The sequence below is a fragment of the Sphingomonas aliaeris genome (assembly GCF_016743815.1).
GTDB classification, from domain to species: domain Bacteria; phylum Pseudomonadota; class Alphaproteobacteria; order Sphingomonadales; family Sphingomonadaceae; genus Sphingomonas; species Sphingomonas aliaeris.
Map to the genome: position 1 here is coordinate 431616 of NZ_CP061035.1, position 18279 is coordinate 449894.

Sequence of the window (18279 nt, forward strand, 5' to 3'; positions counted from 1 at the left end):
CGGGTTGATTGTTAGTGGATTATGCTCGCCGCCGCCATATCCGGGCGGAGGTGAAGCGAAGCGGAACCGGAGGCCGGATATGGCGGTGAAGCCGTTTCCGGGGCCGGCGGTCGGTAGCCGAGGCTGCTGTGTGGACGGACGGTGTTGTAATGTCGGCGCCATGCCTCGATCAGCACCCTTGCCTCGGCGAGGCTGTAAAAGATTTCGCCATTGAGCAGTTCGTCGCGAAGCGACCCGTTGAAGCTTTCATTGTAGCCATTCTCCCATGGTGATCCCGGCGCGATGTAGAGCGTCTTCACGCCGATCTGGCCGAGCCATTGCTGCACGGCGTTGGCGATAAATTCGGCGCCATTGTCCGACCGTATATTGGCCGGCGGGCCACGCGTAATGAACAGGTCTGCCAACGCCGCCAGCACGTCTTCATGTTTGAGTTGCCGTGCCACGACCAGCGCCAGGCATTCCCGGCTGGCCTCGTCGATGATGGTCAGGATGCGGAACTTGCGACCATCATGCGTGCGGCCTTCGACGAAGTCGTAAGCCCATACGTGCCCGGGGTATTCCGGGCGCAGCCGGATGCACGAGCCGTCGTGTAGCGGACAGGGCGTAAGCGTGAACAGCGCGCAATATAATTATGATTCTATTGATCGAGATGTAAGGCGCGGCCCGGCCTCTCCGTTATAGGGTCCGCATTGTCAGCAACGCGTAGGGCGCTGACGACCGAGAGTGCGCTTGCTCCCGCCCCAAACTGCGGAGCCTTCATGCCCAGATTCTTTATGCACTTACACGATGGGGTCGACCGACTGTTGGACGAAGAAGGTCTTGTGCTTTCGACGGACGAAGTGGCCCAGGCCGCGCTTGACGCCGCGCGGGATTGCATCGCTGGCGACGTTCGAAAGGGAAGGATTGATATGCGATCACGCATTGATGTCGAAGATCATGGCGGCGCTATCGTGCACACGCTCCAGTTCGGCGATGCTGTTACCATAATTCAAGGATAGCAAGCGCGGTGCCTATGCGCCCCGGTCGGTCTATCGTCCTGGCCAAGTTATGTCAGGTTGCCCCGACACCGACGAGGGTCAGAAATGTTGATGCCGGAGCGACCTACCATTGGCTTTGTGTGTAACTTAAATCAAAAGCCAACGCTGAACCCAAGAACAAAGCGCAACAGAATTCGCCGGTCCGCATACGCTGACAACCGATGACGGGAGTTCAGATATATTTCCTGATAGATGCTTGGCCTCCCGATCATGGCATCACTGGCCGGGACTACCGAGCCTCGTCTCCGTTTGATCCAGATGGAGATAAAGGGTGTTGAAACCAGCGGCAGACCAAAGCCGCTTTCGATCAATGACAGTGAAAAACGGCTTCTCGTAGGCAATTGCCTTATCGGCCATCAACGATCTCAGCATCCGATTGACATGTACCGCGGTCAGACCCGTTGCATCGGCAACATGTTCTTGCGTGATCCGGAATTCGTATTGCCCGTTTCTGCTCATACCTATCTCGTCCATCCGGATGGTGAACTCGCACAGGAAATGGGCAACGCGGCTCCTCGCATCGCGGCGCCCGACATTTAACAACCATTCTTGGAGGATAGAGGCAGTGACAAGGCTATCCAACCATAAGGCGCGGCCTATTGCGGGGTGCGAAAACGCAAGCTTCTCGAGCGGAAGTCGTTCGACTTCAACCACTTCGACGGCGGTCGCCGCTTGAACGTTGTGATCTGCGCGGTTCAACAGGATATGCTGAAAGTCGAGCGTGTCTCCCGACAGCAGGAATCCAAAGATCTGACGGGCGCCGCTTGACGTAATTTTATGCCGGTATGCCAACCCGGATTGCAGAAACCGCACCACAGTGCGCTTTGGATCGCTTTCGCGGAGCAGATGCGAACCTCGCTTATACGTTCGCTGTTTGTAGGGCAGGGTCATTATCGCCGCCCGATCAACAGGCTCCAGGCGATGGCGAGAGGCAAGTTTACGTACTAGGGACTCAACCGGCGACGCGAAGTCAGACATTGATAAGGCTCCTGGGGTTGGGAGCGCACGAATCTCTCAGTCGCCAGGCCCTAAGTTCCGCTGGCGATAAACAGTGTATATCGCACCTGTAACGATTGTCTGCTGATGTCGGTCAGCATCATTTGATCACCGGTCGCGGCCAAACAATTCGTTATTCTTCCCTTATCGTTGAGCGCGATCAGACGCGAGACAGTGTCAGCATTCCGGTGAACGAACAGCGCAAGCGAAACACGATCGCCGCCTAAGCTGAATCAGTGCTTCAGGTTGTTGGCGACGCGAACGAAGCGCTCGATACCAGCGTAATGGAAACCAATGACCAGCCGCTTGCGGGAACGCGTGTCGCACTGATTGAGCAACAAGGATTTTTATCGGACTATCTGGCCAGCAGCCTCGCCGAGGCAGGAGCAAGCGTAGCGCTGCTATCGGGATTGGCAGACGATGCGGATAGCAACTTTGCTAGCGTCCTATCGACGGCCCAGGCCGTCGTTATCGATGCGCAGATTTACGAATCCGACGCGTTCGTCGGCCGGCATGCGATCGGTGCTGCGAATATCCCGCTCCTGCTGGTCGCACGAAGTGGTTACAAACCCGTCTTTGCGTCTGCGGACACCCTGATAGCGCCGTTTGCTGCCTATCAGGTTGTCGACCATATCAGGGCTGTTGTGGGACGAGGTAGGGCGTAGCCTTAATGCATGGAGGCTGGTGACAGCCACCGTTCCAGATCGAGTAAGCTGTCGAAAGTGTCAGGATGCGGCGTCGGCACGTCGCCAAAGATCATCTCGAGATACCATCGTCCCTTAGCATCCTCGTGAAGATGACCGAGCCGAGTCACGACGGCCACAAGTCGACCGTCTCGAAAGATTAGCTGACCTTCCTCATCCCCCGTTTCGACGTCGAGGGTTACTGGCTGCAAGGAGATCATCGGTTAGGCCGCCGCGTGTAGGTATGCTGGATTGAAGTCGGCGATCTGTTGCATGCGCGTCCAGTCGGTAATCTCAACTTCGCGATTGTTACGGACAATCACCCCATCCTTGTCGAGCGCCGCCAGCATGCGATTGACGTGCACAGGCGTCAGGCCGGTCGCGTCCGCTATCTGCTCTTGCGACATTGGAAACTCGAAGCGTTCGGGCGATCCCTGACCGGCATTTTCCCGACGGGAAGCAAACTCGCACAGCATATGCGCGACGCGTTGCTTGGCATCTCTCCGTCCTACGTTCAGCACCCACTCTCGAAAGATCGACGCTTCGATGAGGCTATCGCGCCACAAGGCGTCCGCGATAGCAGGATGCGTTTCTGCCAGACGTTTTATGTGGGCTGCCGGTATCACAGCGATCCGCACCTCGGTGATCGACTGGACGCTATGATCGGCACGGTCGAGCAGAAGATGCTGAAGATCGAGGATGTCGCCGGGGACGTGGAATGACACAATTTGCCGCCCACCCGACTGCGTGGTCTTGTGCCGGCACGCATACCCGCTGAGCAGTATGCAACAATCGGTAGCTTGCTCGCCTTCGCGCACGATCAGGTAATGCCGTGGTACCGCCTGTGACTGGAAGGGAAGCGATCGAACTGCTGCGCGATCCGACTCATTGAGGGTTCCAAGCTGATCCAGCTTCCGGATGAACTGCGAAAAGGCGTCATTGTCGTTGCTGGGCATGGATCCTCACCGCCAAACGCATCATGCTTGGTAGGGCTTTGGAGCCTAGATCCGCCTGCAAGTCTCTGATCTAGGCTAACTCTGCACCTTTGCTGTAGCTCTCGGATGAAAACGAACCTTTGTTGCCGCTAAGCCGCACCGGATCGCCGCTTGGCCTCGATGCGTAGCATCAATCTGGTAGCAACAATCAATAGGGCAACCACCCCGGCGTAAACCGCAGTGACGATCGTTCGAGCCGGCCCTGTCACACCAAATGCACCAATCGTTAGGCGGGGCGGGTATCCCCGTTAGCATGCCCCGCCCCCGCAAGCCTGCCAGCCCGTTCCGCTATTTCAACTCGTCGCCTGAGGTGATCCGCCTGGTGGTGATGATGTACGTTCGCTTCCCATTATCGCTGCGCAATGTGGAGGACCTGCTTTTCGAGCGCGGCATCGACATCTGCCATGAGACGGTGCGGATGTGGTGGAATCGTTTTGGCCCGATGTTCACCGGTGATATCCGCCGACAGCGCGTATCGCGCATGCGCGGGTTTCGACACTGGCGATGGCATCTGGACGAGATGTACGTGCAGCTGAATGGTGAGATGGTCTACCTCTGGCGGGCGGTCGATCACGAGGGCGAGATCCTCGAAAGCTACATCACCAGGACACGTGACAAGGATGCAGCGCTTCGCTTCATGAAGAAGGCGCTGAAGCGCCACGGTAGCCCGGAAGCGATCACCACCGATGGATTACGCTCCTATGGCGCAGCCATGAAAGACCTGGGTAACACTGGAAAGCAGGAGGTCGGACGTTGGGCTAACAACCGGGTGGAAAACAGTCATCTGCCGTTCCGAAGACGAGAGCGGGCGATGCTAAGATTCCGGCGAATGAAGACGCTACAAAAATTCGCCAGCGTGCATGCCAACGTCCACAACCACTTCAATCTCGAACGCCATCTTATCGACCGCCAGACCTACAAGGAACGCCGCTCAGCCACACTTGCTGAGTGGCGCATCATCGTTAGCTAGGCAATCACGCTCAAAGACCAAACTGCATCGTGTGGAGAGCGGTTCGCATTAGACTGACAGCACCGATATGGGGGCTTCAACGCGCAGGGCGGTACGGTGAGCTTTATGAAGCGATCAATCTGCGTAAGCGCCATTAGTGGCGCCGCAGCCGCCTCAAAATCGTCTTGAGGACTTGCGCCAGACGCCGCTCACTATGATAAACTGTAAAACTGCCATCTCTTCCGTATCCTTCCCGTCCCACAGTTATATCCAAATAACTAATGAATTTTAATACAATCTCGTTACCACGACCTTACCGAGCCTCAACAATTAGGACTAAAGGCAATATTTGTCAGCTCGCCCGACGAAAGCGTTCTATTAAATACAGCAAATCCCGAGAGATCCATTTGCGATCCGAAATCGTGGCCGTGATCTCCGACACCTGGTGCTCGACCGAACGTGAACGGGGCGCCGTCCTCGACCGTGAAATACACATCGTCCGCGGCCTGTCGCCAGCCACCACCCGTTTGAACTTCCAGTGACGCGGCAACGTTTCCGTACGCCGAAGGCTCGAAAGACCCAGACATCATAGCTTCGTTAAGTTCGAACTCGACGATGCCGTTCGTGACGATCTTGCCCCGTACTCGAAAGAGAGACGCGTCCCTTTTTCCCGCCTGCTGATATTCTATCGAACCCCTTGCGAAGTCGATCGTGAGCCTGTGCTCTGCAACCGGCCCGGTTTTATAATCGTACCCTGAGAATTTAAGTAACGTCGAATCCGGATGAAAAATCTTAGCAGGGAATTGGATCGGGTTGGCCGGCAGAGCCGCGTCGATCCCGAGCGCATCGGCCATAACGGGGTCGGTCAATGATATCGGGGTAGCGACGCCATTCTTGTAGGCGGTTACCTCACCCAAAACCGGATCGAATGTCATGGCAAGCGACACCCATTCGCCTGTCTCGATCGTTGCCCCGTCGATAGCACGCGTGCGTGCATACTGGGCTCCGTCCGCATTCGATTGCGGATAACATGCTGCGCCGGTTGCCGAAACATGGGCGATCGTACCGCGTTGTCCGAACAATCCGGCAAACAGCGCGGCTTGCCGACGGCCGCCATAACGGTCCCATCCGCCCTCGTCCCATATGCCACCGATCAGATGGCGTTCGCCGGTGAACCGCAGCCATGCCACCATCGTAAAAGCCTGTCTGCGATTGATGTCGAGCAAAGATCCCTCGAACAACGTCCGTGGAACGATCCCGAAGATATGGCCCTGATTCAGCCTGATGGATCGGCCGAACTGCCCGTCGGCCGGAAACGCCAGCCGTGCGGCATCATCGGCATAGGGCCATTGGGAAACAGGATAGGCTTTGTCGTCACCGAGCTGGCTCAAAAGAAAGGGGAGCGACGCCATGCCCAGAGACGGGTCGCACCGCGACACGACGTCGGACGCGGATGCGCCTTCAAACGACCAGAACGCAATAAGGCCGGGCGACCGCGACACAGTTTCGATGCGATCTTTCGCAACTATATCAGATAGCATCGCGCGGCTCCTTCAAGCTCTTCCAAGCCACGAGCAGCTGAAAGATATAACGGCGGGGTTAATTGAACATCAGGCGAGTCGGGTATTTCATTGCTTTCGCGATTTTTGTTGCGAACGGCCGCCACGCATATTCAAGCGTCGGAGCTATAATAGATACGGTCGGTCCCTTGTCTGGCGGATAGTGTGCCAATGATTGAAGGTTGAAGGGCATTGTTTTGCCATCATGCTCCCATGCCGCCATCGATCGCGATGTCCTGTCCGGTGATATAGGCCGCTGCCGGTGAGCAGAGGTAAGCCACCAGCGCGCCAACTTCCTCCACCGCGCCGAAGCGACCGGCCGGGATTTCCGCGAGAACGTCTTCGCGATACGCCGACTCAGCCAGCACTTCCGCGTTACGGCCTGTCAGAACGACGCCGGGCGCGACATTATTGATGGTCACGCCTCGTGCGGCGACCTGCCTTGCCAGATTGGCGGCAAGATGTGCCTGTCCTGCTTTCGTGGCGGCATAGATCGGCATGTCCGAACGCGGCCGTCGTTGCTGCACGCTGCCGATCGTCACGACGCGGCCCCAGCCTCGGTTTGCCATCGGCGGGATCAGCGCCTGCATCAGCGCAAAGCCCGCGGCCAGATTGACCGTCATCGTCTGAATGACATCCTGACTGGTAAGCTCGGCAAAGCTCGCCCTTGTCTGGATCGCGACGGCGGAGACGAGGATGTCGATCTGCGACGCTCGCGCTACGACCCGTTTCGCCAGTACGGCTCCACCCTCGGGTTGGGCAAGATCGCCATCGATCCAGTCCGCCTCAGCGACGCCGCGCGGCGGCCTCGTCTCCAGCCCATGTCGGATAACCCGTGCGCCTTTTTCCATCAGCGCATCGGCTATTCCTGCGCCGATACCGTCGCTGGACCCCGTCACCAAAGCGGTCCGGCCCGTGAGATCGAGCGCATTCACGACGCTGCGCTCGCAAGCAGCAGGCCCTTGATGAAGCCCATGGTGAAAATCATGCCCTCGGCGCTGTAGCCGACGCTTGTGCCGCCTGCGAACGTCGCGGTCCCTGCCAGCATGTCCGGTGCGTGATCCGGGCGAACATAGCCGCCGAAACCGATCGCGCGATAGGCAGCGAACAGTGCGGCCATGTCCGTATGGCCGTCGTCGGGAAAGGTTTCCACGAAGTCGTTTGCGGGTCCGCGCACGTCGCGGACGTGGACGAACGCGATCTGGCCGGCTGCTCCCCAACGCCGCACCAACGCCGGAAGGTCGGGTTCGATCAGGCTGTACGTGCCCTGACAGAAGGTCAGGGCGTGGGCCGGGCTGTTGGACAGCGCAAGCGCACGGTCCACACCGGCGACCGTGCTGAAGATTCGCGCCACGCCGCGGATAATCGAAAGTGGCGGATCGTCCGGATGCAGGCCCATGACGACGCCCGCCGCTTCCGCGGCATCGATCACACCGGCCAGGAAATATTCGTAATTCGCCCAGAGTGTATCGCTGTCGATCACCGGTCCGCACGCGGCCTCGGCATCGCTGTCGTGACGATAGCCGGTGACGGTCGCCCCGCCCCGCGCAGGAAGGTCGAAGCGGTTGCGCAGCCATCCTAGCGGCATCCAGTTGTAACATAGCAACCGGATGCCCGCCGCGCCCATGTTGGCCAGCATCGCACGATAGCGCGCAATGTCCTCGTCACGACCGGGCAGCCCCAGCTTGATGCGGGACATGTCGAACTGGTCGCCCTCCAGGCCCGCAATCGTCAAACCGCTCGCTTGGTAGCGAGCGATTTGCCGGTCCAGAGCGGCGCGATCGTCGATCGGGTCATCCCCCGTCAGCTCCGGCGCCAGCTTCGCAATCGTATGGGTCACCCCCATTTGTCGAGCGATGCCCCACCGCCGATCTTCCGGCGGCGTTAAAAGCATCGTCGGGATCATCGCCCGGATCCTTCAGAAACGCGCGACACCTGAAACGTAGAAATAGCGTCCTCGTACATCGTAAACCCCACCAGCAATCGTACCGCCGGATACGGTACGAGACGGATTGGTCACGATCGGGGGCTGCTTGTCGAACACATTCTGCAGCCCGAAATCGAGCCGCAGGCTGCGCGTCGCGTCGACGCTAATCTGCGCATCATGAACGAAATATCTCGGGACGGTGTTGTTGAGGGCCGCGGCCCCCGTTGCGGTCGTGTCGGCGACGCTGCGCGACACGAAGCGGGTGTCCCAGCTGAATCGGCCTGATCCAAGCGCGAGGGTTGCGCCGGCCTGAACGCGGTGGCGAGCGTCGCCCACCTGCGACACGCGCCGGTCCACCGCCGCCCCCGCGCGCGCAACGAAATCGTGCTTGAGCAACAAGGCATAGCTGCCGCGCAGATTGAGACGCGCCGGTGCTCCACCGACATTGCCGAGGCCGAGGCCGTACAGCAATTGGACGTCGACCCCCTGAACCTCTTCGGTAGCCGCGTTGAAGAGCTGGTTGTTGACCCCTATCAACTGCCCATTGACGGGGTCTCGCGATACGCGATCACAGAAAACGCCGGGCAGGCCCGCCTGATCGTAGCACTGGTTCACCGTGTCCTGCACGCTGAGGGTCGAGATGACCCGGTCGATCTTGATCTGGTAGTAATCGGCGGACAACGACAATCCGCGCAGGAAAGCCTGCGGCGTGAAGACGACACCGCCGGTATAGGTACGGGCCTTTTCCGCAGTCAGGTTCGGATTGCCCGAATTCTGCGACGCGACGGTATCGCGCTGGATTTGCGTCTGGTTCAACGTCGCCGCCAACGCGCCCAATGCGGTGGTGCAGTTGGTGGCGCGCACGGCCGACAGGGTTATCGGCGCGCCGGTGTCCGTGAACCGGTCGCACGGGTCGAATGCTGTACTATTCGCGCGGCTCTGCGGTGCGCGCAGTTCGTTGATGTTCGGCGCACGAACCGCCGTGCCGGTGGTGCCGCGCAACCGCAGCCAGCTGTCGACCATCCAGTCCGCACGAACGTTATACGTGAACTCGCTGCCGATCGTGCTGTACTTGCTGTAGCGCGCCGCGCCGCCGAGGCTGAGCGCGCGGACGAATGGCAGGTCGCGCAGCAATGGCAGGCGCACCTCGCCAAATTGTTCGGTGACCGTGTAGCTGCCGTCCGATGCATCCAGAAAGCGCACCGAGCTGGATCGATCGAGGTTCGAGGCCGCGGGATCGTAGCGGACCGACTCCCGCCGATATTCGCCACCCCCGACGATCGTCGCCTTGCCGCCGGGCAGGGAGAACAGGTCGGCGCTGATATAGCCCGAAACAACATCCTGCGTCGCCTTCGTCACCGATACCGATGGGATCACGGCATAGGCGAGAAACTGCGGGGAGATCGAATTGACGCCGAACACGTTCAGTGGAATGCATCCGAGCGAGCGGTAGCGCGCATCGACACAGCGATCGTCCGCAAGGTTCGTCGGGGTGCCGTTATTGTCGACGTTCAACGCCGCAGCCAGCCGGAACCGGTCGAACACCTCGGTATCTTCCTGAACCGCCCGGACGGTGCCGTGCTGGTAATAGATGTCGTAGTTGACGCCCTGGGCCAGTTCGCCTCGCAGACCTCCGACAATACGGAAGGTCTCGCGTTCCACGTTAATCCCGCGATCGCCCAGCTCGGAAATGCGGCGCAGCACCTGAACACCGGATGCCGGGACGGCGCCGATCGTCGGGATGAGCGGCAGGAGGAAGGGATTGTTCGCCGGGATCGCGGGTGCATCGGCTGGCGATTCGGCCTCTGTTCCCAGTCGCGGCAGGCCTTGGAAGAAAATGACCTGGGGTTCGATCGCCAGGCGGGTTCGCGCATTGGCATAGCCGGTTTCGAAATAGGCTTCCATGCGCGATGCGCCGCCGTCGCCATCGATGAGCGAATAACGGCCGTTTGCGGAAAGGAGGAAGCGTTCGTTGGCAGCAAGCTGGCTGCGTCGCGGCGCACGCTGGTAGCGCGTTTCGCTCAATGGTTGGCCTGCGGCGGGAACGAGGCGGTTCTGGAGGTCGAAGATAAACGTGCCGTTCGCACCACCGGAGATCGTGCCGCCGGGGATGCCGGTCGAGCCGCCCGCCAGATCGACCCGGTTGTTCAATCCGTCCGCCAGACCATAAGCGCGATTTCCAGCGATTATGCCGTCGTCGCGGCTATACTCTGCGCCGATCGTGAAACGCCCGCGATCGTCGGCAAAGCGGCCACCCATCACGGCACTGAACTGCACCTGTCCGCCATCGCCGCGGCTGGAGATACCGGAGCGGCCGGAAACGGTGAGATCTTCGACGTTATCCTTCAGGATGATGTTGACGACGCCGCTGACCGCGTCCGCGCCGTACACGGCCGATGCCGCGCCGGTGACGACATCGATACGCGATATCATCGAACTGGGAATGGAGTTGAGATCGACCGACGATGTACCTGGATCACCGCCGACGTGACGCCGGTTGTTGACCAGTACCAGCGTGCGCTGAACACCAAGGTTGCGCAGATTGACGAGTTCGACGCCGGTGTTGAACCCGGCGGCTGCGGTATTGGAGTTCTGGTTGGAATTGCCGAAGGTGCTGCCGAATTGCGGCAGGTCGGTGAGCAGTTCGGATGCAAGCGAGACGCCGGAGCGCTCGATCGCCTCCTCGCCTACGGACTGGATAGGCGCTTCTGACTTGAGATTCTGCGACCGGATGCGCGACCCGGTCACGACGATGTCCTGCGTTGCGCTCGCTGCATTATCATCGGTGGCGACCGGATCGGTCTGGATGGTCCCGGGTGGCGTCCCCTGTGGCTGAATCGCAGGCGTATCGACGGTTTGCGCGCCGGCGGACTGCGCGGCGGTGGCAAGGGCGATCGTGGCGGCTCCGGTCAGCCAGCAACGACGAATTTCGCTGTACGTGGACATCATATCACTCCCCTAAAAAAGACGCCGCCTGCATGGCGGTCATTGTCAGATCAGACGCGCTTCTTTGTGGAAGCTTCCCCAACCTGCGATTGCACCGATTGATTACGTTGTTTGACTCAGCCGAACTCTAAATGCCTTGCGTGAACCGTTCTGACGCCGCGCCGACGGAGGCTGCCGGTGATCTGGCCCCGCTCACGACTTTCTCCCTTGTTGGCGCCCATGCGTACTCACGAATTCAGATGCGGTCAATTCAAGGGAGGTTTATTTTCTGATTTGAACCGCTAGGATTTTCTGGAACTTGCTTGTACCGGGATTGTAGGCTCGTGAGGAGCTACGGGAGAGTGATCATCATGGAGCCAGATCGGCAGTTGCCGCGCGAGAACGGGACGACTCATTGCGTCGGCGTATCTCCGGACTGGGGTCTGGTTGGTTTGCTGTGGGTCGCGTTTTTCCTCAATCAAGCCGACCGGCAGGTGTTCAACGTCGTCCTGCCGCTTATCCAAGCCGATCTAAATCTCTCGAACCAGGCGGTGGGAGCGATAGCGACCGTCTTCACGATCGCTTTGGGCGTGCTGGTGCCCGTCGCTGGACTGGCTGGCGATCTGTTCGACCGGCGGCGCATCGTGGTGTTCAGCCTTGTTCTGTTCAGTTTGGGGACGTTGGCGACCGGGTTTGCCTCCGGTATGGTCGCGCTGATACTTTTGCGCGGCGTCGCCACCGGGGGAGGGGAGGCATTTTACGCCCCCGCCGCAGCATCGCTGATCAGCGAAACCCATGATCGGACGCGGGCCCGTGCACTGTCTATCCACCAAACGGCAAACTATTCGGGCATCGTGCTCGGATCACTCCTGAGCGGATGGATCGCCGAAAACTACGGCTGGCGTTCGACCTTTCTGGTGTACGGCGTCGCCGGGCTGGCATGGGCGGCAATCTTCCATTGGCGGACCGGCCGTGGCGAACGGCAGCATGCGCCTCGCGCAACCCGCGTCCGCGTCGATCTCGCGCCATTCGGCGAAGCGATCCGCCTGATTGCCTCACGCCCGGCCCTGATCGTGCAACTCGTCGCATTCGGGGCGATGGTGTTCGGCACGGTCGGCTTCCTCACTTGGACGCCCACGCTGCTGCGGGAACGGTTCGGCTATGGCATCACTGCCGCGGGGTTCCATGCCGTCCTGTGGCACTATCTGGCGGCCTATATCGGCGTGCTGACCGCAGGCGTCTTGACCGATCGCTGGGTGGCGCGCTGGCCGAGGATCCGGCTGCTGACGATGGGGCTGGGATTGGTCGTCTGCGCGCCGTGGGTGCTGCTGGTCGCGACGGCCGCCACGCCGTTGGTCATGTTCATCGGATTGGCGGGCTTCGGTCTGGCACGCGGTGTATATGATGCGAACCTGTTCGCGGCGATCATAGACATCGTTGAAGATCGGTTGCGATCGACGGTCCTCGGCTTACTTATCGCTTCGGGATTCATCCTTGGGGCGATCGCACCCTGGGCGATGGGCGCGATGAAGGACCATTATGGACTCGCAGGCGGCTTCGTCTTGATTGCCAGTGTCTTCCTGGCCGCCGGGGCCTTGCTGTTGACGACGATAGCAGCCGGGCGCAGTCGAGCGCGCTGAGGAACTTATGAAGACCGGGGACTTGCAGTGTATCGCACAAGGGCTTCGGTTTCCGGAAGGCCCGGTCTTCGCACCTGATGGCAGCCTTTGGTGCGTCGAGATGCGCGGGGGCGCGCTGGCGCGATTAACGGATAATAGCCGGGGTAAATATGACGTCGAACGCTTCGACGTCGGTGGTGAGCCGAACGGTCTTGCCATCTATCGCGGAAAGCTCTGGTTTTGCGACGCGGCCGGTTCGATCCGGCAGCTGGATGGCGCATTGGCCCCCACCATCGAGCTGCCGCCCGAACACCCTCCTCTCCGCCGTCCGAACGATCTCGCTTTCGACTCAGCCGGAACGTTGGTCTTCACCTGTCCGGGGTCACCGACCGAGGACCGGCGGGGGCAGGTGTGGTGCCGCAATAGTGCAGGCGGCACCTCGCTTCTTGCTGACGGCATGTCCTTCCCGAACGGACTTGCCTTCACCCCGGACGGGCATGACCTGATCGTGGCCGAGACTTTTACAGGCATACTCTGGAGGGGGGCGTGGGAGCCGGACGCACAGCGCTGGCATGCACGGCGTCCTTGGGCCACATTGCCGACGAAGATCGGCCCCGACGGCATCGCTTTCGGTCCCGACGGGCTACTCTATGTCGCGCTCTACGGAAGAGGCGAAATTCACGTCGTGGCCGATGATGGTAGCGCCCGCGTCTGCCTGCGCACGCCGGGCAACCGCCCGACCAATCTGGCCTTCGATCCAGGTGGACGGTTGGGCCTGGTCATCACCGAAGCCGAGCGCGGTGAGATGCTCGCCTGTTCACTGGCGACGCTGAAAATATTGCCTGGGGAACGTGCATGAGGCTGACGATCCTGACAACGCTTCTGCTGGCCGCAGCGCCGACCCCGGCGCTCGGCCAGCAGCGTATCTCCGCGCCTCCGCGGGTAGAGGCGCTGCAACCGACCCGCACGATCCTGTTCGTCGGGAACAGCTTCACGCAAGGCGCACATTCCGCCTTGCGTAACTGGCGGCATGATACCGTTGAGGATCTAAACGGCACCCGGCTCGGCGGCGTCCCGGCATTGTTCGCCTCGTTCGCCCGGCAGCGGGGGCTGAAATACTCGGTCGCGCAGGAAACCGTAGGCGGCAAGTCGCTTGGCTTCCATTTTGCCGAACGTCGGGGCGTCCTCGATCGGCCTTGGGATGTGGTGGTCCTGCAGGAATATAGTACGCTGGACCGGGAGCAGCCGGGCGACGACGCGAAGTACAACAGCGGCGTCGCAAACTTGGCGGGCTTGTTCCGCGCGCGAAATCCGGCGGTGTCCATCTATCTGATGGCGACGTGGAGCCGGGCCGACCTCGTCTACGCCGGCACGGGACGATGGCATGGACGACCGATAGACGCGATGGCCCGCGATCTGCGCACGGCGGCAGACAACGCGATGGCTATGGTCGTCGGCCTCACCGGCGTCATACCGGTGGGAGAGGCGTGGAATCGCAGTTTCGAAACCGGCGTCGCGGACGCCAATCCCTATGACGGGATCACACGCGGCCAGGTCAAACTCTGGGGGTATGACGACTATCATGGCAGCCTCGAAGGCTATTACCTCGAGGCGCTTGTTACGTTCGGCGCCATCGCGCTCGTCGACCCCCGTATGCTAGGCCGAAACGAGAGGGCCGCCGACGAACTGGGAATCGATCCTGTCGTCGCTGTGGCGCTGCAGCAGGTCGCATTTGATCAATTGTCGATTGAAAAGCGTTCGCCGCCGCGCGCGCGTAATCGGCCTTAACCGGACCGCGCCGGCTCAGATAAGACCTGGCGACGTCATCGTCGTGATGCCGCGGGCGAGTTGCTCCGAGACGTCGGACGCGACCTCGCGAAGGATCGGGGTGACGTGGAGCAGGAACTGCGCCTCGTCCGGCTTCGGGAAATAGGTCACGCTCAGCGCACCGAGGACTTCGCTGCCCGGGCCGATTATCGGCGCCGCGACAGCATGAACGTTGCCGCTCCATTCTCCGCGATCGAAGCTTATCCCCGTGGCGCGAATGGTTGCCAGTTCGGCCTCCAGATCAGCCCGTTCCACGATCGTCGTGTCAGTGTGCCGTGCGAGAGGGTTGTTAAACACTGCTTTGCGTTCAGCAGCCGGGGCATGGGCAAGCAACAGCTTCGATGCGGCCCCCGCATGAAGATCGAACGTACTGCCTAGGCGTGACGTCGGGGCGAACGGATCCGAACCGATCTCCAGCGCCACCACTTTGGCAAGGGACTGATCCAGAATAGTAAATTTGCTCGTCGCACGTGTTCGGTCCGAAAGAATTTTCAACGCGGGGCGGACGGTCGCGAGCATATCCTCAAGCGTCAGATTGATTGTTACCGACGCAGCCAACCCTTTCAGCCGAAGCCCGAGCCGATATCCGCCATCAGAGGTGCGATAAACGAGTCCGTGATGAACCAGGGTGTTCAATATGCGGTATACGGTAGAGCGAGATAGTCTAGTTTCCGCCACGATATGAGCGATGCGCGGCTCCTGATCCGGCCCTTGCTCGAGTAACGTGAAAATCTCCATCATCTTATCTATTATTGGCACGCGGTAAATATGCGCCGCCGTCAGTTCGGCATCGAAGCCATCATCTTGTCCAGTTGCCATTTGAACGGTATAGCCTGCTCTGAACCGATTTCAACAAGTCAGACCGGCGGGAGCTGTCAGACTAACATGGCATACCATGTGGTCGGGTGATAGCTGGCTGCATGAGCCGTAAATCTCGAGCGCTGCCCGCTAGCCCGTTCCGCCGCTTCAACTCGTCGCCCGAGGTCATCCGCCTCGTTGTCATGATGTACATCCGTTTTCCGCTTTCGCTGCGGAACGTGGAAGACCTGCTGTTCGAGCGAGGCATCGACATCTGTCATGAAACCGTAAGGCCGTGGTGGAACAGGTTTGGCCCGATGTTTGCCGGCGAAATCCGCCGGCAGCGAGTTTCGCGTATGCGCGGGCTCCGCCACTGGCGGTGGCATCTCGATGAGATGTATGTGAAGCTGAATGGCGAGATGGTATACCTCTGGCGGGCCGTCGATCACGAAGGCGAGATCTCTGGAGAGCTACATCACCAGGACACGCGACAAGGATGCAGCGCTTCGCTTTATGAAGAAGGCGCTGAAGCGTCACGGCACACCGGAAACCATCACCACCGACGGGTTGCGCTCCTATCGCGCAGCAATGAAGGAGCTCGGCAACGCCGAGAAGCAGGAGGTCGGACGCTGGGCAAACAACCGGGTCGAGAACAGCCATCTGCCGTTCCGACGACGTGAGCGGGCGATGCTCAGATTTAGGCAGATGAAGACGCTGCAAAAGTTCGCCAGCGTGCATGCCAACGTTCACAACCACTTCAATCTCGAACGCCATCTCGTTGACCGCCAGACATACAAGGAACGCCGCTCAGCCGCGCTTGCTGAGTGGAGCATCGTCGCAAGCTAGGCAGTCTCGCTCAAAAACCGAACTGCATCGTGTGGAGAGCGGTTCGCATTAGACTGACAGCACCGCCACCTAGTCCTTAGGGACCATCCCTTGCGTAGGTAGTCCGCCTTTTATGGCGCAAAACTGCGCCCCTTTCCCACGCATCCCGTACGACGGAGAGATTTCTCCGAGCGTTATTGCGGCCATTTGCCCGCACTTTCTCTGCCACTGTGTGGCGCAGTACCGTTTCGCATTTCCCCAACAATCTAACCGCTCCTTCCCTGCCAAGCGTCGTTTGACAGCCTAAACCACCGGGAACACGTCCGAACTCCCGGCCGTATTGCAAATAAATCCTTTTTTATCGGCGTATTAGGATCGATCTTCCCTGCCGGCCCGGCAGGGAAGCGGCAGGCAACCGGCAGGGAATACAAGAAGACATAGTTATATTTGAATGTATTGCCGTTAATGGTGCAATCAGACTTTGACAATTAAAGTAGACGTTGACAACGAAAGTAGGCTGTATCAGTTTTTTGGTAGCATCACGTGCAATCCTATTGATGCAGAACGGAATCTGCAGTATCGTTTCAAAGTCGAGAGGAAGTTAGAAAGATCTACTTTTAGTGGATCCCGCCTCTCGGCAACCTAGCTTCCTCTCCGGCAGTCATAGTGCAGCTGATGCACATGCGCGGAGAACGGACAGTGGTAGTGCAATCTGAGAGTGCGAACGTCGGACAGGCGTCGGCCGATATCCAGCAACTTCAACATAATCTGCGTATCGGGATCGTCTACCGACCGGTGGACGAGATCTGCGGATACGGGCGCAAATTGCGTAAGCGGTCCAGACGGTGGAGATCGACGATGCAGGCGTCGATCAAGCGCTACGGACTCATCCTTCCGATCCTGATCGATCAGGACGGCGTGATAATTGGCGGCGAGGGCGTTTTCGAAGTCGCGAAGGAGTGTGGCTTTGCCGAGGTGCCGACAGTCCGGGTTGACCATCTTGACGAGGTAAATACCCGGCTGTTGCGGCTCGCGCTTAACAGGATCGCCGAAGAGAGTAGTTGGGATACCGTCGAACTTGCCGATGAATGGGGCGAGTTGCAGCCCATCACGATGGATCTTGATTACGAAGTATCGGGGTTCACGACGCCAGAGATCGACAGCTTGCTGCATCAGTCGCCGACAAAGGACCAAGATGATGCGGACGATCAACAGACGGAGATCGGCGCCCCCGGCAGCGAGGTGACGCGCGTCGGCGATCTCTGGGAACTTGGCGATCACCGCGTCCTGTGCGGTTCATCACTGGAGATGGAAAACTTACAGGGTCTGATGGGCACCGACTTGGCACGCATGGTGCTCACCGACCACCCATACAACGTGAAGATACAGGGTAATGTTGGAGGGCTGGGCAAGCATAAGCACCGCGAGTTTGTTCAGGCGAGCGGGGAGATGAGCGAAGCAGAGTTCACGGAGTTCCTGAAGACCAGCATCGCCACTCTCGCTGCCTTCTGTCGAGATGGCGCGCTGCTCTACATGTTCATGGATTGGCGACACATGCACGAGATCCTGTCCGGTATTCGAGCCGCCGACCTGAAGATGATCAACATGGCTGTGTGGGCCAAGACGTCGCCGGCCCTCGGCGCCTTCTATCGCTCTCAACATGAGCTATGCTTTATCGCCAAGAAGGGGAACGGAAAGCACCGGAATAACATCGATCTTGGCCGATGGGGGCGAACTCGATCGAACGTCTGGACGTATGCCGGCGTCAATAGCTTTGGTGCGGGTCGCGACGAGCAGCTTGCAATGCACTCCACCTGTAAAAACGTCTCGATGCTTGTGGATGCGATCCGCGATGTCTCGGACCGAGGAGAGATTATTCTCGACGGCTTCCTTGGTAGCGGATCGACCTTGATCGCGGCCGAACGTACCGGCCGGATCTGCCGCGGCCTCGAACTCGACCCGCTCTATGTCGACACGATCGTGCGCCGCTGGGAACGAGTAACCGGCGGCATCGCCGTGTTGCAGGGTACGAAAGAGACGATGGAGCAGGTCGCCGAGCGCCGGTCTGCCGAGAGCTTCGTCGTCTCACCGCGAGCCCGCACGCGCGTCGCCGCCTGATCGACCAGTCTTGTTATTCGA

The 18279-nt window shown here is 59.8% G+C and carries 14 protein-coding genes and 2 pseudogenes; 8 read left to right on the plus strand and 8 right to left on the minus strand.

Features of this window, described 5'->3' with window-relative positions; translation table 11 throughout:
- Positions 1-11 precede the first annotated feature (11 nt).
- Positions 12-593: pseudogene (locus tag H5J25_RS01900) on the minus strand (IS3 family transposase); the annotation flags it as partial.
- A 180-nt stretch (positions 594-773) separates the two neighbouring features.
- Between H5J25_RS01900 and H5J25_RS20465 the strand changes: the two are divergent.
- Positions 774-998 carry a DUF6894 family protein gene (locus tag H5J25_RS20465; RefSeq protein ID WP_404829601.1) on the plus strand — a complete coding sequence of 75 codons (225 nt, stop codon included), beginning with the start codon at positions 774-776 and terminating at the stop codon, positions 996-998.
- 255 nt (positions 999-1253) lie between these two features.
- Here H5J25_RS20465 and H5J25_RS01905 read toward each other — a convergent pair whose 3' ends face one another.
- Positions 1254-2015 (minus strand): Crp/Fnr family transcriptional regulator, encoded by a 762-nt coding sequence (locus H5J25_RS01905; RefSeq protein WP_202094181.1) that lies wholly within the window; start codon positions 2013-2015, stop codon positions 1254-1256.
- 254 nt (positions 2016-2269) lie between these two features.
- On the opposite strand from H5J25_RS01905, the gene H5J25_RS01910 reads away from it, so the two are divergent.
- The gene (locus H5J25_RS01910) at positions 2270-2698 is read left to right on the plus strand and encodes a hypothetical protein (RefSeq protein WP_202094183.1); all 429 of its coding nucleotides are present in this window, start codon (positions 2270-2272) and stop codon (positions 2696-2698) included.
- Positions 2699-2940: 242 nt separating this feature from the next.
- Here H5J25_RS01910 and H5J25_RS01915 read toward each other — a convergent pair whose 3' ends face one another.
- Entirely contained in the window at positions 2941-3672 is a 732-nt protein-coding gene (locus tag H5J25_RS01915) for a Crp/Fnr family transcriptional regulator (protein ID WP_202094185.1), read from the minus strand.
- A 292-nt stretch (positions 3673-3964) separates the two neighbouring features.
- Here H5J25_RS01915 and H5J25_RS01920 point away from each other — a divergent pair, with 292 nt between their 5' ends.
- Positions 3965-4681 (plus strand): IS6 family transposase, encoded by a 717-nt coding sequence (locus H5J25_RS01920; protein WP_202094187.1) that lies wholly within the window; start codon positions 3965-3967, stop codon positions 4679-4681.
- Between the two features lie 302 nt (positions 4682-4983).
- Here the strand turns inward: H5J25_RS01920 and H5J25_RS01925 are convergent, their stop codons facing one another.
- From H5J25_RS01925 to H5J25_RS01940, 4 genes are all read right to left on the minus strand, one after another.
- The gene (locus H5J25_RS01925; RefSeq protein WP_202094190.1) at positions 4984-6201 is read right to left on the minus strand and encodes a hypothetical protein; all 1218 of its coding nucleotides are present in this window, start codon (positions 6199-6201) and stop codon (positions 4984-4986) included.
- Positions 6202-6422: 221 nt separating this feature from the next.
- Entirely contained in the window at positions 6423-7154 is a 732-nt protein-coding gene (locus H5J25_RS01930) for an SDR family NAD(P)-dependent oxidoreductase (RefSeq protein ID WP_202094192.1), read from the minus strand.
- On the minus strand, positions 7151-8125 hold the full coding sequence (locus H5J25_RS01935) for a mannonate dehydratase (RefSeq protein ID WP_318781342.1): 975 nt from the start codon (positions 8123-8125) through the stop codon (positions 7151-7153). Before H5J25_RS01935 ends, H5J25_RS01930 begins: the two co-directional genes overlap by 4 nt.
- 12 nt (positions 8126-8137) lie before the next feature.
- Positions 8138-11095: a TonB-dependent receptor plug domain-containing protein gene (locus H5J25_RS01940; protein ID WP_225883281.1), complete on the minus strand. Its 2958-nt coding sequence runs from the start codon at positions 11093-11095 to the stop codon at positions 8138-8140.
- 347 nt (positions 11096-11442) lie between these two features.
- Here H5J25_RS01940 and H5J25_RS01945 point away from each other — a divergent pair, with 347 nt between their 5' ends.
- From H5J25_RS01945 to H5J25_RS01955, 3 genes are read left to right on the plus strand one after another with little or no spacing between them, the layout of a single operon-like run.
- The gene (locus H5J25_RS01945) at positions 11443-12711 is read left to right on the plus strand and encodes an MFS transporter (RefSeq protein WP_225883282.1); all 1269 of its coding nucleotides are present in this window, start codon (positions 11443-11445) and stop codon (positions 12709-12711) included.
- 7 nt (positions 12712-12718) lie between these two features.
- Entirely contained in the window at positions 12719-13549 is an 831-nt protein-coding gene (locus H5J25_RS01950; protein WP_202094199.1) for an SMP-30/gluconolactonase/LRE family protein, read from the plus strand.
- Positions 13546-14478 (plus strand): SGNH/GDSL hydrolase family protein, encoded by a 933-nt coding sequence (locus tag H5J25_RS01955; RefSeq protein WP_202094200.1) that lies wholly within the window; start codon positions 13546-13548, stop codon positions 14476-14478. The genes H5J25_RS01950 and H5J25_RS01955 overlap by 4 nt, the downstream gene beginning before the upstream one ends.
- A 15-nt stretch (positions 14479-14493) precedes the next feature.
- On the opposite strand, the gene H5J25_RS01960 is transcribed toward H5J25_RS01955, so the two are convergent.
- Positions 14494-15336: an IclR family transcriptional regulator gene (locus H5J25_RS01960; RefSeq protein WP_202094201.1), complete on the minus strand. Its 843-nt coding sequence runs from the start codon at positions 15334-15336 to the stop codon at positions 14494-14496.
- A 101-nt stretch (positions 15337-15437) separates the two neighbouring features.
- Between H5J25_RS01960 and H5J25_RS21785 the strand changes: the two are divergent.
- A pseudogene (locus H5J25_RS21785) lies at positions 15438-16161 on the plus strand (IS6 family transposase).
- Positions 16162-16998: 837 nt separating this feature from the next.
- Complete coding sequence (locus tag H5J25_RS01970; RefSeq protein ID WP_202094207.1) at positions 16999-18258, plus strand: DNA modification methylase; 1260 nt, start codon at positions 16999-17001, stop codon at positions 18256-18258.
- The last annotated feature ends 21 nt before the right edge of the window (positions 18259-18279 follow it).